Genomic DNA, 13133 nt, shown 5'->3' with positions numbered 1-13133 from the left:
AAGACAGTTTACCGCGCCGCGGCGACCTTCAACGACGGCGGCATCAATCCGCCCATCGGGCGGCCGGAGCGCGTCGGGTTGAGCTGATAGAGACCGCGGCGGTCGGCGATCGGGCGGAACGCGTCGGTGATGCCGACGACGGATTCGGCGGCGCCAAGCAGCAGCGTACCGTCGACTTCCAGTCCCTTCGTCATGCGCTCGAAGATCACCGCCTTGGTGTCCTGGTCGAAATAGATCAGCACGTTGCGGCAGAAGATTACGTCGAACGTGCCGAGATGGGAGAAGTCCTGCAACAGATTGAGCTGGCGGAACTGCACCATCGCGCGAATGTCGGCATTGAGCTGCCAGATGTCGCCCGATTGCGTGAAGTATTTCATCAGGTGCTGGATCGGCAGGCCGCGCTGCACCTCGAACTGGCTGTAGACGCCGGCCTTGGATTTCTCCAGCACCTCCTGCGACAGATCGGTGGCGACGATCTCGATGCGCCAGCCGGCGAAGGCTGCGCCCATCTCCTTTACGCACATCGCGATCGAATAGGGCTCCTGCCCCGTCGACGACGCCGCCGACCAGATACGCAGCGATCTGCGCGCCGCGCGCGCCCGAAGCAGACCCGGCAGGATGGTTTCGCGTAAGTGGTCGAATGGAATTTTGTCGCGGTAGAAGAAAGTCTCGTTGGTGGTCATCGCTTCGACCACGTCGGTCGCAAGCCGCCCGTCGCCGTTCCTGATCTTCAGCACGAGATCGGGAATGCCGGGAAGACTAGCCTTGCGGGCCAGCGGCAGCAGACGGCTCTCAACCAGATACTGCTTGTCCGGGGAGAGATCGAGGCCGGAGCGCTCTTTCAGGAACTTGCGCAGATAGTCGTAGTCGACCGGCGTCACGAGCGGTCTCCTGCGAACAGGCGATTGACCCGGGCGCCGATCTGGTTGAGCGGCAGGATCGCCGCGCAGATGCCGGCATGGGCCGCCGCGCCCGGCATGCCCCAGACCACGCTCGTGGCTTCGTCCTGCGCGATGACGCTGCCGCCGGCGGCAACGATGTCCTTGCCGCCGCGCATGCCGTCCGAGCCCATGCCCGTCAGGATCACGGAGAGGATGGCGCCATGCCAGATGTCGATGGCGGAGGTGAACAGCGGGTCGACCGCGGGCTTGCAGAAATTGACGGCGGGGCCGTCGTCGAGCGCGATCGCCACGTCGGCGCCGCTGCGCACGACGCGCATGTGCTTGCCGCCCGGCGCAAGGTAGATGCGGCCCGGCTTTACCGGCTCGCCATCGACCGCCTCGGCCGCTGGCTTGCGGCTCGTGCGTGCCAGATGCTCGGCAAGGATGGTCGTGAAGGTCGGCGGCATGTGCTGGGTGATCAGCACCGGGAAGCGGTCGATCACCGGACCGAGCTCGGTGACAAGCGCCATCAGCGCCTGAGGACCGCCGGTCGACGAGCCGATCAGCAGCACCTTCGGCGCCTGGGTCGAGAACGGACGCGTGGTCAGCGGCCCCGACGACAGGGCATGTATGGCCGGAGCCGGTGAGGGCGTAACAGGCCGCGCGACAGCCGGTCCACGTGCGACTGATGCCGGGCTTGCGGGCGCCAGCGGCGGGCTCGCAACGGCGGGCTTCCGGCGCAGACGTGCGCCGAGGTGGCGGATCTTCTGGATCAGGTCGTGGTGGAAGATGTCCGCAGCCGACGCCTCGCGCGTCGATTCCGGCTTCGGAATGTAGTCGGCCGCGCCGAGCGACAGCGCCTTGAAGCTGATCTCCGCGTTACGGCGGGTCAGCGTCGAGGCCATGATGATGACGAGATCGCGCTTCTTCGCCAGCAATTGCGGCAGCGCCGAGATGCCGTCCAGCTCGGGCATTTCGATGTCGAGCACGGCAACATCAGGGTTGATGCGTTCGATCTGGTTGACCGCCTCGAGCCCGGTGCGCAGCGAGGCCGCGACCTCCATGTCGTGCTCGGCACCGATCCAGCGCGAGATCAGACCGCGGATGACGACGGAGTCGTCGACGATCATCACCCGCAACGGGCCGGCTTTGCGCGACGAACCCGTGGTCGAATTACCTGCGAACGCAACGCTCATTACTCACCAACTCGGACTGAAACGGTTCAGTTGAAAACAAACGCCGAAGGATCCGTTCAGCCTCCGGGCGGTCGCTCAGATAAGCCCGACTTCCTGGAATTTCGCCGTCACGATGTCTTTGTCGAACGGCTTCATGATATACTCGTTGGCGCCGGCGTGCAGTGCGCGCGCCGATGTGCGCGACGTCGTTCTCGGTGGTGCAGAACACGACCTTGGGCTGGTCGCCACCGGGCATGCGCCTGAGATGGCCGAGGAACTCGTAGCCGTCCATCACCGGCATGTTCCAGTCGAGCAGCACTGCGTCGGGCAGGCCGCGCTTGCAGGCTTCCAGCGCTTTCTCACCATCTTCCGCTTCGAGGATCTGGAAGTCGAGACCCTCCAGGATCCGGCGCGCAACCTTGCGGATGACGCTGGAATCATCAACGACGAGACAAGTTCGCATGTGAACCTCTGCTTCTCCCCCTTTGCGGGGGCACTTCCAATTGCAGGTACGTCGGCGGTAGTGCCGCCGTATCAGGCCGCCATCATCTCGGGCGCGAGCTCGAGGACGCGATCGACGTCGAGGACGACCATGAGCTGTCCGTCGAGGCGGTGGACGCCGCCGGCGAGCTTGGCCATGCGGGGATCGAGGTTGACGGGGTTTTCTTCCATGTTGTCTTCGGCAAGCCGCAGCACCTCGCCGATCTGGTCGATCAGCAGGCCGTAGGATTCGCCGCGCAGGTCGACGCCGACCGCCATCGGCGGCTTGCCGTCCTCGGGCCTGGGCAGGCCGAGCCGGGCGCGCATGTCGACCACGGTGACGATGCGGCCGCGCAGGTTCAATACGCCCGCGATCTCGCGCGAGGACAACGGAACGCGGGTGACGCGCTCGGGCATGAACACGTCCTGGACCCGGGAGATCGGCAGGCCGAACAGCTGGCCGCCGATCATCGCGGTGACGTATTCGACCATGGCGCCTTCGCCGGACTGGGTCTTCCTGGTCATGTGCGTATCTCCTGATCCATGCCGGTTTGTTGGAGCATGATCTCCGCGCAAACGCGTTCCGGGTTTGTCGCGAGGGAAAACCGCTTCACACTTTTCCGGATCATGCTCTTACGCCGCCGCCCGGCTCAGCTCGGAGGCGCCGGCGGCGCCCGCGGTCTGTTCCTTCAGCGCCGCGATCAGACCGGGACGGTCGAACTTGGCGACATAGTCGTGGAAGCCGGCCTGACGGCCGCGCTCGATCGCCGCCGGCGACACCAGCGCCGAGAGGCCGATGATCGGCATCGCGCCCAGATTGCTGTCGGAGCGGATAACTTCCGCGAACTCGAACCCGTTCATGTCGGGCATCTCGATGTCGGTCAGGACCACGTCGAAGGTCTGCGCGCGCAGCGCCGCGAGGCCCTCCTGCGCGGTCGGCGCGGTGCGGACCCGGTAGCCGGCGGCCTTGAGCACCGGAGCCAGCATGTTGCGGAAGAACGCGCTGTCGTCGACCAGCAGCACCGATTGCGAGTGCAGCGACGGCTTCATCTCCTTGCGGGTGAACCAGTCGGCGAACGCCATCGGCAGGAAGTGGCCGACGTCGATCACTTCGGTGGCCTGGCCCTTGATCACGGCCGAGCCGAGAATGCCCTGGCTGGAGCCGCCGACCTCGATGTTGAGCCGTTCCTCGACGATGTCGATGATCTCGTCGACGACGAGGCCCATGGAGCGGCCGTCGTCGGAGAACACCAGGATCGGCTGGGCGCCCTGGCTGGCAATGGTGACGCTCTCCATGGCAACCAGCGGCATCAGCTGCTCGCGGTACTGCACCATGTAGCGGCCGTTCGAGAACTCGATCTTGTCGGCGGGCAGCTCCTCCAGGCGCGTGACCAGCCCGAGCGGGACCGCCTTGGGCTGGGACGAGCCGGCGCGGAAGACCAGCAGCGAGGTGGTCTGCTCGCCCGTTCCGATGTGATGGGCCCCGTTCTCGTTGGCCATGTCATGGGCCGAGGCGCCGGCGGCGCCGAGCGCCTTGGCAATGCCGTTGGGGTCAATGATCATGATGACCGCGCCGTCGCCCAAAATGGTGTTGCCGGAGAACATGTCGATGTGACGCAGCTTCGTCGACATCGGCTTGACCACGATTTCTTCGGTGTGGAACACGCCGTCGACCACGATGCCGAAGGTCTGGCTGCCGACCTGGGTCACCACGATAAAACCGTTCTCGGGATCGGAGACGGCGCCGTCGTCGATCTTGAGCAGCTTCTTGAGGTGGATCAGCGGCAACAGCTTGTTGCGCAACCTGAGGACCGCGGTGTCCTTGATGCGCTCGATGCGGTGCTCGGAGTTGGCGCGGGCACGGACCAGTTCGACCACGGCGAGCTGCGGGATCGCAAAACGGTCGCCGGCGGCCTCCACGATCAGCGCGGAGACGATGGCCAAGGTCAGCGGGATCTTGATGGTGACGGAGGAGCCCTCGCCGGCCACCGACTTGATGTCGATGGTGCCGCCGATCTGGTCGATATTGGTGCGCACCACGTCCATGCCGACGCCGCGGCCCGACACCGAGGTGATGGCGGCCGCGGTCGAGAAGCCCGGGGCGAAGATGAACTTGTGGATCTGGGCTTCGCTCATCTTCTCGAGCTCGGCCTCGGTGGCCAGACCCGAGGAGATCGCCTTGGCCTTGATCCTGTCGGTGTTGAGCCCGCGGGCCGTTGTCGGCGATGCAGATGATGATGTGGCCGCCCTCGTGATAGGCGGACAGGCGGATGGTGCCCTGCTCGCCCTTGCCGCCGGCGAGACGCTCGGCCGGGGTCTCCAGGCCATGGTCGGCGGAGTTGCGCACCATGTGGGTGAGCGGGTCCTTGATCAGGTCGAGCACCTGGCGGTCGAGCTCGGTGTCGGCACCGTGCATCTCCAGCTCGATCTGCTTGCCGAGTTCGCCCGAGAGATCGCGGACGATGCGGGGCAGCTTCTGCCAGGCATTGCCGATCGGCTGCATGCGCGTCTTCATGACGCCTTCCTGCAGCTCGGCGGTGACGTTGGACAGCCGCTGCAACGGCACCTTGAACTCGGTGTCCTCGTTGCGACGGGAGATCTCCAGCAGCTGGTTGCGGGTCAGCACCAGCTCGGAGACCATGGTCATCAGATGCTCCAGCGTATCCACGTTGACGCGGATCGACTGGTTGGCGATGCGGTCGCCCTCGGAGGCCGTCTCGTCGGCCGCCGACTTCTTCGGGGCGGGCTTTGCCTTGGCGTCCTTGGCGTCCTTCGCCGCGCCCTTGGCAGCTTCCTTGGCCACAGGCGCCGGCGCCTCAGCGGCCGGCGCGGGCGCGGGCGCGGCCTTTACTTCAGCTTTGGCAACGGGCGCGGGGGCCGGGGCTTCGATCGCGGTCTCGCGGAAGGCGCGCTCGAGCTCGTCGAGCGACACTTCGCCCAGACGCAGCGGCCGCTCCAGGGTCTGGTCGGCCAGCGCACCGGAGGTCGGCGCGGCTTCAACGGCGACAGGTGCTTCCGGCACCAGCGGCGGCGCTTCGGCCACGGGAGCAGCAGCGACACCTGCGGACATCGCCGCCATGCCGTGCTCGACCATCGCTTCCAGCTTGTCGATCAGGTCGCGGTCGGTGCCCTCGGGCTCGGTTTCGGTCGCCTCGAGCCCGGCGAGGATTTCCTTGATGCGGTCGATCGAGGACAGGATCACCGTCACCGCCTGCCCGGTCACCGGCATGCCGTCACGGAATTTGCCCATCAGCGTCTCGCCGGCATGCGCCAGCGCTTCCAGGCGCGGCAATCCGAGGAAGCCGCAGGTGCCCTTGATGGTGTGGACCAGGCGGAAGATGTTATCCAGGATCTTGGCGTTGTTCGGCTCCTGCTCGAACTTCACCAGCTGATTGTCCACCGTGTCCAGGCTCTCGCCGGTTTCCGTCAAAAACTCCCGCAACAGATCATCCATGAAAACAGGCCTTCATACAGGGAGGGCGCGCACGTGACGTGATGCGCCATTTCGGAATGAGGCCAGCTTCACCGCAAAGCGTTTAATAATGGTTGAGTATGTGCAAAAGAACGGAACCAACAAAGAGATAAGGCGCTCCGGACAAGCCGAAGCGCCTCGTAAAGATTCGATTAACGTTTGAGAGCGGCTTCGTGCCTACGAAGCGATTATGGTGATGGCCTCGCCTTCGTGCGCAAGCCTCACGGTGAGCCCGCAAGCCTCTGCCAGCAGCCGCGTGTAATAAGGCTGGATCGCATGCGCATCCGCGGCCGGGCCGCGCTCGCCGCTCAGGAGCTCGGAGATGTTCTGCGGCAGGCGCGCATTATGTCCGGTCGCGGTGATGCGGAAGCTCATCGTCTCGCCCTCGCCGATCGGGTCGATCGTCAGCGTGCCGCCGCGCGGGATCGTGTGCTGCGAAACGACCAGCATGTTGAGTAGCAGCTTGACGCGATTCTTCGGCATCAGGATCCGCGGCAGATTCCAGGTGATCGAGCACTTGCCGTCCTCGATGTGGCCGCGCGCCATGGTCTGGGCATCGCCGAGATCGATCTGCGCGCCGGACGAGCCGGCCGCCCCGAAGGCGAGGCGGCAGAACTGGAGGCGGGCGGAGGCGGTTTTCGCGCTCTTGCGAATCAGGTCGAGCGCGAACTCGCGGTCGTCGGGCTTGGGGTTGTCGTCGAGCACTTCAAGCCCATTGACGATGGCGCCGACAGGGCTGATGAGATCGTGGCAAACCCGCGAGCACAGCAGCGCAGCGAGTTCGAGCGCATCTGGAGCGGTAGCGGTGGCGGGTGACGAAGCGTCAGACATAAAGGGTTCCTGGAATTGCACGGCGCGGACGCGGCGAATCACGCATGCTCGACGAATGCCGCGGGTTCTAACATTCGCAAGCCCGTGGCAGCTAGCTTGCGATCGGTTCGAAGCGGCCATAAAGCCGCGGCGAATCACTCGAGTAGGGATGGAATCGCCGATGAATGAGGCATGCAGGTGAAGCGGATCATCGACGGCGCGGCCGCCTCCCACCTGATGGAGCCGCTCACCGCCCTGGTGGTGAAGGCCGGCGAGGCCATCCTCGCGGTCAACCGCGCGGCGATGCGGGTCGACGGCAAGCAGGACGGCTCGCCCGTGACCGAGGCCGATCTTGCCGCCGACCGCATCATCGCGGACGGCCTGGCGCAGCTTGCGGGCGATATCCCGACGCTCTCGGAAGAGCGGACCCAGCTCGCCTCGCCGCCGTTCCACGACAGTTTCTTCCTGATCGACCCGCTCGACGGCACCAAGGAGTTCGTCGCCGGACGCGACGAGTTTACCGTCAACCTTGCCCTCGTGACATCAGGCGTGCCGCTGCTGGGCATCGTCAGCGCCCCGGCGCTGGGGCTGCTCTGGCGCGGCATCGTCGGCCGCGGCGCCGAGCGGGTGAGGTTTGGCGGCGCTACCATCGGCGCGGCCGAACCGATCCATACCCGCAAGCTGCCGACGCCGGGCGAGCCCTGGATCGCGGCGGTGAGCCGCTCGCACGGCGATCCCAAAAGCGAGGCATTCATCAATGGCCGGCCCAATGCCGTGCGAAAGACGGTCGGCTCGGCCGTGAAATTCGGCCGGATCGCGGAGGGCAGCGCCGACATCTATCCCCGCTTCGGGCCAACTTGTGAGTGGGACGTCGGGGCCGGCTGCGCGGTCGTGACCGCGGCCGGCGGCAGGGTGACCGACGGCAGGGGTGGCGAACTCCGCTTCGGCGAGCGGCACGATGGCGGCTTCATCATCCCGGCGTTCATCGCCTGGGGCGACCCGCAGGCGGTGGTTGCTACTGACTGAGCTTGTCCTGGAGGGCCGGCCAGCGCTTGCCCACCTCATGGAGGAAGCGCTCGGGATTGGCGGCGAAGGCGTCGCGATTGGATTCCCGGCTGAACAGATAAAGCCGCTGCGCCGCGATCACGAACAAGCGCGGATTGCCGGCGACGGTCACGCCGCGGGCGATATCGACCGGATCATAGCCGCCGAACTGCGGTCCGTAGATCTCGGGATGGGCCAGGAAAGAGGCCCGGTTGCCCTCGTTCCGGAACCGCCAGACAGCGTCCCAGAGGTTCGCTTCGAACTCCGCCGTGCCCTGCACGGCCGAGCCATCGACGAAATAGGCCACGGGGTCGAAGCCCTCGATCGCTACGCCGTTGAAACGATTGACGACGATCCGCTCGGTGGTGGCCGCCCGCGCCGGCAACCCCGGACAGATGATCCAGATGCCCGACAGCAGGCAGACCAGAAGGCCGATCAAGGCAATTCCGGGGCGCAAAGGGCTGGCTTCCTGCCGTTGTGCCGTCATAGTTGCTGCGGATAACATCCGAGTCGAGGGGACATTCGGCGCAACCTAGAGCCGCGCCTGTTGGCGTCAGGTTAAGGAAGCGACCGGTTTCGCTACCAGGGGTTCTTTTATGACTTTCGCATCACGCCTTGCTGCGTTCGCGCTTGCCGCGATGGTCGGCTTGATCGTGCCGGCCGCCGCCCAGCAGGCGGCGCCACCCAATTTGCCGCCGCCGCAGCGGACCCAGACGCCCAGCACCTATGGGCCGGACGAACTCGTGAACGCCGGCCATCGCTTCTTCGGCAACGTCTCGCGCGGTCTTGCCTCGATCATCGAGAAGGCGGTCAGCCAATGGGGCCTGCCCAACGGCTATATCCTCGGTGAGGAAGGCTCCGGCGCCTTCGTCGCCGGCCTGCGCTACGGCGAAGGCACGCTCTACACCAAGAACGCCGGCGATTTGCGCGTGTACTGGCAGGGCCCCTCGCTCGGCTTCGACTGGGGCGGCGACGGCGCACGCACCATGACGCTGGTCTATAATCTGCCCGCCACCAATGCGATCTATCAGCGCTTCGCCGGCCTCGACGGCTCGGCCTACATCATCGGCGGCTTCGGCATGACGGCGCTCACCGCCAACAACATCGTGCTGGTGCCGATCCGCTCGGGCCTCGGCCTGCGGCTGGGAGCCAATATCGGCTATTTGAAATTCACGCCGCGCGCGACCTGGAACCCATTCTAGGTTTCCCTCCTCCGGTCCAGTTCCGGATTCACGTTAACAACAGGGCGGGGCTGGCTTTTTGCCGGCCCGCCATGCATTGTCATTGGTAAATTTTTCCTTAGCTCTGGAGTTCTGGCCCATGGTCGAACCGATCATGTACCTGGCGATCGGTTTCCTGCTCTCGATGCTGTGCGGACTTGCGATCGTGCCGCTGGTGCATAACCGTGCCGTGCGCCTGACCACGCGCCGGCTCGAGGCGGCGACGCCCCTGTCGATGGCCGAGATCCAGGCCGACAAGGACCAGCTCCGCGCCGAATTCGCCATGTCGGCGCGACGGCTCGAGATGAGCGTCGACCAACTCAAGAACAAGACCACGAGCCAGCTCGCCGAACTCGGCAAGAAGAGCGACGCCATCAACCGCATGAAGATCGAGCTCGGCGAGAAGAACGCCACGATTTTCGCGCTCGAGGCGCGCGAGAAGGCGGTGAAGGAGCAGCTCCGCGCCACCGAAGAGGAATTCAACACCAAGACCGAGGCCCTGCGCGCCGCCGAGAATGCGCTGACCGACAAGCGGGGCGAATTGGCAAAAATCAATTCCGAGCTGTCCGACCGCTCGATGATGGCCGAGAGCCGCCAGGTCGAGCTGGTCGCGGTCCGTGCGCAGATCGAAGAGCTGAAAAACCGCGTCGGCGACGCCGAGAAGGAATTTGCCGCAACGCAGACGCGGCTGACGCAGGAACGCACCGAATCCGAGACCGCCTCGCGCGAGCTTGGCGACGCCCGCGGCCGCGTCGAAAATCTGAGCCAGCGCGTCAACGAGCTCGATCGGCAGCTCATCGTGCAGGTCAAGGAAGCCGAGATGCTGGCGGGCCGCGTCACCGACCTCGAAGGCCGCCTCGCCACGCAGGGCAAGCTGCTTGCCGAGCGCGACTACGAGAATAACCAGCTCCGCCAGGCCAATGAGGGCAATGAGCGCACCGTCAAGGAGTTGCGCGTCGAGATCGCAGCGTTGAGCGGCGGCAAATCGTCGGCCGCAACGGAATCGCTCCGCGCGGAAAAGACCGCGCTGGAGGAGCAGCTCCGCACCGCCCGCGACGAGCGCGCCAAGCTCCAGCGCGACATCAACGCGATCCAGCAGCAGGCTGAGAGCTCCTGGGCGACCGAGCGGATGGAGAACGCGCTGCTGCGCGAGCGCATCAACGACATCGCAGCCGAGGTCGCAAAGCTCGCGATGCAGCTCGAAGGCCCGAACTCGCCAATCGAGGCACTGCTTGCGGCCGAGGCCGGCCAGCCGCCGAGGCCCACGCCGCGCCCGGCCAATGACGCCGCCACCAATGGTACGGCCGCAGGCACCCTGCCCGAAGGCGGCGGAACACTCGCCGAACGCATCCGCGCGCTCCAGGCCCACGCCTCCCGCGCCCGCCAGCAGGGCGCGTAGGCGGCCCCAAAACGGTCTCACTGCCGGATTGCGCCGTCTCTGGAAGGTTTTCGGGCCGCTTTTAACGTCTTGGGGCGCCTCGAAACTTGACACCTTCGGTCCGCACTTCTAAATCGCGGGCTCCAATGCGCCGGCCGGCCGAAAATCCGGCCTGCATGATGGTCCCGGGTGCATAGCTCAGCGGGAGAGCGTTCCCTTCACACGGGAGAGGTCCAAGGTTCGATCCCTTGTGCGCCCACCATTTCTCCCGTATCTCCAATGATTTAGAAGCCTGCTTCCCGCACGGTGTGCCCCCAAAAGTCTGGGGCACAACTGGGGCACGCTGCAAAAAATCATCCCATCTATCTCACCCGCCGCTCCGATCTCGACGGCCAAACAAGAAGACTTAGTTGATCTGTTACGACGAGATCCACGTCGGCACAACGCCATGCGACAAGTGTCAATGGAGCTACAGGCAACTTCCTTGCCGGCGGCGCTCACCGACCCCATTGGATTTTTTACGTCAACAATAATCCACTTATTAGTAGCAAGCGGCACCCGATCATCAAGCTTGCATTGCAGCGAGCCACAGAACGCCTTGAGAGTACAGTTGAAGGCGAGTTGCCAGAGATACAAGAGACGACTGGACCAGGAAATCTGTCTAGCAGTCTGCTGAAAAACCTTGGAATGGAGGATTTTCATTTTCCGCCGGTCGTTTTTGGAGCGGCGCGGTAGAGTTGGATGTAATTTCGAGCTTGTTGTTGAGTGTGCCCGGCGCGGGGTGGCTATGCGGCGAGCAGTTTGGGAATTCGGATCAGGTTATAGGCGATCAGATTAAGCAGGAAGTCGGCGGCGACGCGAGCGATGCCCCGATGTTTGGTCTTGCGCATGGTGCCATGCTGCTTGCCCCATCCGAAAATGCACTCGACCATCGCCCGGCGCGATTGCGACATGCCGTATCCCGGATGCCGCGTGGTTCGTTCGTCGATCGCGCTGTTACGGTTGTTGCCGGTTTTGGTGATGGCCTGGTTCTGTGTCACATGCGGCGTCACGCCGATGGCGCGAAGATTGGCGACATGATCGGCCGTATCGTACGCCTTGTCCTCACCAGCCGTGATGCGGCGACCTGCGGCTTTGCGTCTCGCCTTCAGCATGACCTCCGCAGCCCGGCGTTCGGCGGTGCCATTGGCATGCGTGACCCTGCCGGCCACCGCCAGCCCATGCCGGTTCTCCATGGTGGCGTGGCCCATATAGCAAAGCTTGGCCTCCCGTCCGGCCGCCTTGCGATAAAGCCTGCTGTCCGGGTCACTGGTGCTCGCATGGGTGTCGTTCTTGCGTTTCTGGCCATGGAAGTTGGCGCCGTCATCATCGTCGCCGCTGCCGTCCTTGGGGCGAAAACTCTTCTGCGAAGCCCAGGCTTCGATCAGCGTTCCGTCCACCGAAAAATGCTCGTCCGACAATAGCGGCTTGACCTGAGAATGGTTCAGAAGCCTGGTCATGAACTTCGTGAACACATCGCCGTTCTGCAGCCGCTCCCGGTTCTTGGTAAAGGTGGTCGGGTCCCAGACCGGATCGTCCGGCGACAGTCCCACGAACCAGCGATATAAAAGATTGTAGTCCAGTTGCTCCATCAGCTGGCGTTCCGAGCGGATGCCGTAGAACACCTGCAGCAGCAAGGCGCTCAGCAATTGCTCCGGAGGGATCGAAGGACGTCCCTCGCTGGCGTATAGCTTTCCAAGGCTGCGGTTCAAATCATTCAAAACATCCCGGACAAGTTCCCGGACCTTCCGCAGCGGATGGTTCGCTGGCACGCGCTTATCCGGCGCGATGTACGAAAACAGGCCGCCCTGATCCGTAAACCTGCCGCGCATGATCGTCTCCGCCGATTCGAGATGATAAAGTGAATCATCAAGTCCCCTCCCTGGCGAGGGGTTTTTCAGCAGACTGCTAGATCGGATTCCGGAACTGGAATTTAAAGCGCTGCTTGCCGGATCGCGGACCACGTTCGATGCCTACGTTAACGTAGGTCTGCTAGCACCCGAATTGCACAGGCTCGTTCTACGCTACCCGTATGCAAAGTTCATTTTCACTGGAAGTGAAGTAGCGGGCGATACATATAACGAGCAGCTGCTGGAGGCTTTGAAGGGGGGCGATGTCGTTTGCTTGGAACGAGAAGATAAGCGCGATCACTACCGAGCGGCTGGCCTCCGGTTCGAGGATGGTCTTCGGTGACGATCTGAGCGATATTCACCATCCTTGCCGCAGCGATATCGTAGCAGAGTGGGTGAATTTTCAATCGGCCGTCACCGAAGAGCCAATCAATTTGGGAGCCAATGCAAACGTCATCGGCATCGACATAGAAACCACCTTCCACCAACAGGTAGCACAAGCGAAAGTAATCGGCTTGCATGGCGGGGTGGTAGCATCGATCGAAGGCATGCTCGTAGCGGCGACCTAGTGAGCCGCGAATACTCGCACCTGGCGCGTGCTGTGCGAACACTTGAGATTGTCCCCGCCTGTGGCGCCCTATCCGGTTATCCCAGAAATCGGACAACGTAAGTATCGGGAGACCGCAGATACGACTTCAAGAGTCCGAGCAAGGCGGCTTCGTTACGATCGCATGCCATGGATTGTAGAGCCGCGCGCGGGGTGGGATGGAATATCAGTGAACTC

The 13133-nt window shown here is 64.1% G+C and carries 10 protein-coding genes, 1 tRNA gene and 2 pseudogenes; 4 read left to right on the top strand and 9 right to left on the bottom strand.

Going from position 1 to position 13133, the window contains the following annotated elements:
* Window positions 1-8 precede the first annotated feature (8 nt).
* From ACVWW3_RS38460 to chpT, 6 genes and pseudogenes are all read right to left on the bottom strand, one after another.
* Window positions 9-881 carry a CheR family methyltransferase gene (locus ACVWW3_RS38460; RefSeq protein WP_456651249.1) on the bottom strand — a complete coding sequence of 291 codons (873 nt, stop codon included), beginning with the start codon at window positions 879-881 and terminating at the stop codon, window positions 9-11.
* The gene (locus tag ACVWW3_RS38455) at window positions 878-2077 is read right to left on the bottom strand and encodes a protein-glutamate methylesterase/protein-glutamine glutaminase (RefSeq protein WP_456651250.1); all 1200 of its coding nucleotides are present in this window, start codon (window positions 2075-2077) and stop codon (window positions 878-880) included. Before ACVWW3_RS38455 ends, ACVWW3_RS38460 begins: the two co-directional genes overlap by 4 nt.
* A 75-nt stretch (window positions 2078-2152) precedes the next feature.
* Window positions 2153-2519: pseudogene (locus ACVWW3_RS38450) on the bottom strand (response regulator).
* Window positions 2520-2590: 71 nt separating this feature from the next.
* A complete protein-coding gene (locus tag ACVWW3_RS38445) occupies window positions 2591-3061 on the bottom strand; it encodes a chemotaxis protein CheW (protein WP_354047561.1) in 471 nt (156 codons plus the stop codon).
* A 108-nt stretch (window positions 3062-3169) separates the two neighbouring features.
* Window positions 3170-5990, bottom strand: a pseudogene (locus ACVWW3_RS38440) (hybrid sensor histidine kinase/response regulator).
* 195 nt (window positions 5991-6185) lie between these two features.
* On the bottom strand, window positions 6186-6839 hold the full coding sequence (gene chpT, locus ACVWW3_RS38435) for a histidine phosphotransferase ChpT (RefSeq protein WP_247344761.1): 654 nt from the start codon (window positions 6837-6839) through the stop codon (window positions 6186-6188).
* Between the two features lie 171 nt (window positions 6840-7010).
* Here chpT and ACVWW3_RS38430 point away from each other — a divergent pair, with 171 nt between their 5' ends.
* Window positions 7011-7844: a 3'(2'),5'-bisphosphate nucleotidase CysQ family protein gene (locus tag ACVWW3_RS38430; RefSeq protein ID WP_456651252.1), complete on the top strand. Its 834-nt coding sequence runs from the start codon at window positions 7011-7013 to the stop codon at window positions 7842-7844.
* Here the strand turns inward: ACVWW3_RS38430 and ACVWW3_RS38425 are convergent.
* Window positions 7834-8319 carry a YHS domain-containing (seleno)protein gene (locus tag ACVWW3_RS38425; RefSeq protein WP_354107978.1) on the bottom strand — a complete coding sequence of 162 codons (486 nt, stop codon included), beginning with the start codon at window positions 8317-8319 and terminating at the stop codon, window positions 7834-7836. The genes ACVWW3_RS38430 and ACVWW3_RS38425 overlap by 11 nt on opposite strands.
* 139 nt (window positions 8320-8458) lie before the next feature.
* Here ACVWW3_RS38425 and ACVWW3_RS38420 point away from each other — a divergent pair, with 139 nt between their 5' ends.
* The 3 genes from ACVWW3_RS38420 (at window position 8459) to ACVWW3_RS38410 (ending at window position 10722) form a co-directional block, all read left to right on the top strand.
* Window positions 8459-9064: a DUF1134 domain-containing protein gene (locus tag ACVWW3_RS38420; RefSeq protein ID WP_247344767.1), complete on the top strand. Its 606-nt coding sequence runs from the start codon at window positions 8459-8461 to the stop codon at window positions 9062-9064.
* A 118-nt stretch (window positions 9065-9182) separates the two neighbouring features.
* Complete coding sequence (locus tag ACVWW3_RS38415; RefSeq protein ID WP_456651253.1) at window positions 9183-10481, top strand: hypothetical protein; 1299 nt, start codon at window positions 9183-9185, stop codon at window positions 10479-10481.
* Window positions 10482-10647: 166 nt separating this feature from the next.
* A tRNA-Val gene (locus ACVWW3_RS38410) sits at window positions 10648-10722 on the top strand.
* Window positions 10723-11245: 523 nt separating this feature from the next.
* Here the strand turns inward: ACVWW3_RS38410 and ACVWW3_RS38405 are convergent.
* Together ACVWW3_RS38405 and ACVWW3_RS38400 are read right to left on the bottom strand one after the other, a co-directional pair.
* Complete coding sequence (locus ACVWW3_RS38405; RefSeq protein WP_456650221.1) at window positions 11246-12331, bottom strand: IS5 family transposase; 1086 nt, start codon at window positions 12329-12331, stop codon at window positions 11246-11248.
* A 215-nt stretch (window positions 12332-12546) separates the two neighbouring features.
* Window positions 12547-12870 (bottom strand): glycosyltransferase, encoded by a 324-nt coding sequence (locus ACVWW3_RS38400; RefSeq protein ID WP_456652088.1) that lies wholly within the window; start codon window positions 12868-12870, stop codon window positions 12547-12549.
* Window positions 12871-13133 lie beyond the last annotated feature (263 nt).

The organism is Bradyrhizobium sp. LM2.9 (genome assembly GCF_054056555.1).
Note: the sequence above shows the minus strand (reverse complement) of the source record. Positions and strands in the feature narration are given on the sequence as shown.

Excerpts from the sequence above, each read along its gene's own strand:
- ACVWW3_RS38455 (WP_456651250.1), bottom strand. The coding sequence starts at position 2,077 with ATGAGCGTTGCGTTCGCAGGTAATTCGACCACGGGTTCGTCGCGCAAA.
- ACVWW3_RS38445 (WP_354047561.1), bottom strand. The coding sequence starts at position 3,061 with ATGACCAGGAAGACCCAGTCCGGCGAAGGCGCCATGGTCGAATACGTC.
- chpT (WP_247344761.1), bottom strand. The coding sequence starts at position 6,839 with ATGTCTGACGCTTCGTCACCCGCCACCGCTACCGCTCCAGATGCGCTC.
- ACVWW3_RS38430 (WP_456651252.1), top strand. The coding sequence starts at position 7,011 with ATGCAGGTGAAGCGGATCATCGACGGCGCGGCCGCCTCCCACCTGATG.
- ACVWW3_RS38420 (WP_247344767.1), top strand. The coding sequence starts at position 8,459 with ATGACTTTCGCATCACGCCTTGCTGCGTTCGCGCTTGCCGCGATGGTC.
- ACVWW3_RS38415 (WP_456651253.1), top strand. The coding sequence starts at position 9,183 with ATGGTCGAACCGATCATGTACCTGGCGATCGGTTTCCTGCTCTCGATG.
- ACVWW3_RS38405 (WP_456650221.1), bottom strand. The coding sequence starts at position 12,331 with ATGCGCGGCAGGTTTACGGATCAGGGCGGCCTGTTTTCGTACATCGCG.
- ACVWW3_RS38400 (WP_456652088.1), bottom strand. The coding sequence starts at position 12,870 with ATGCAAGCCGATTACTTTCGCTTGTGCTACCTGTTGGTGGAAGGTGGT.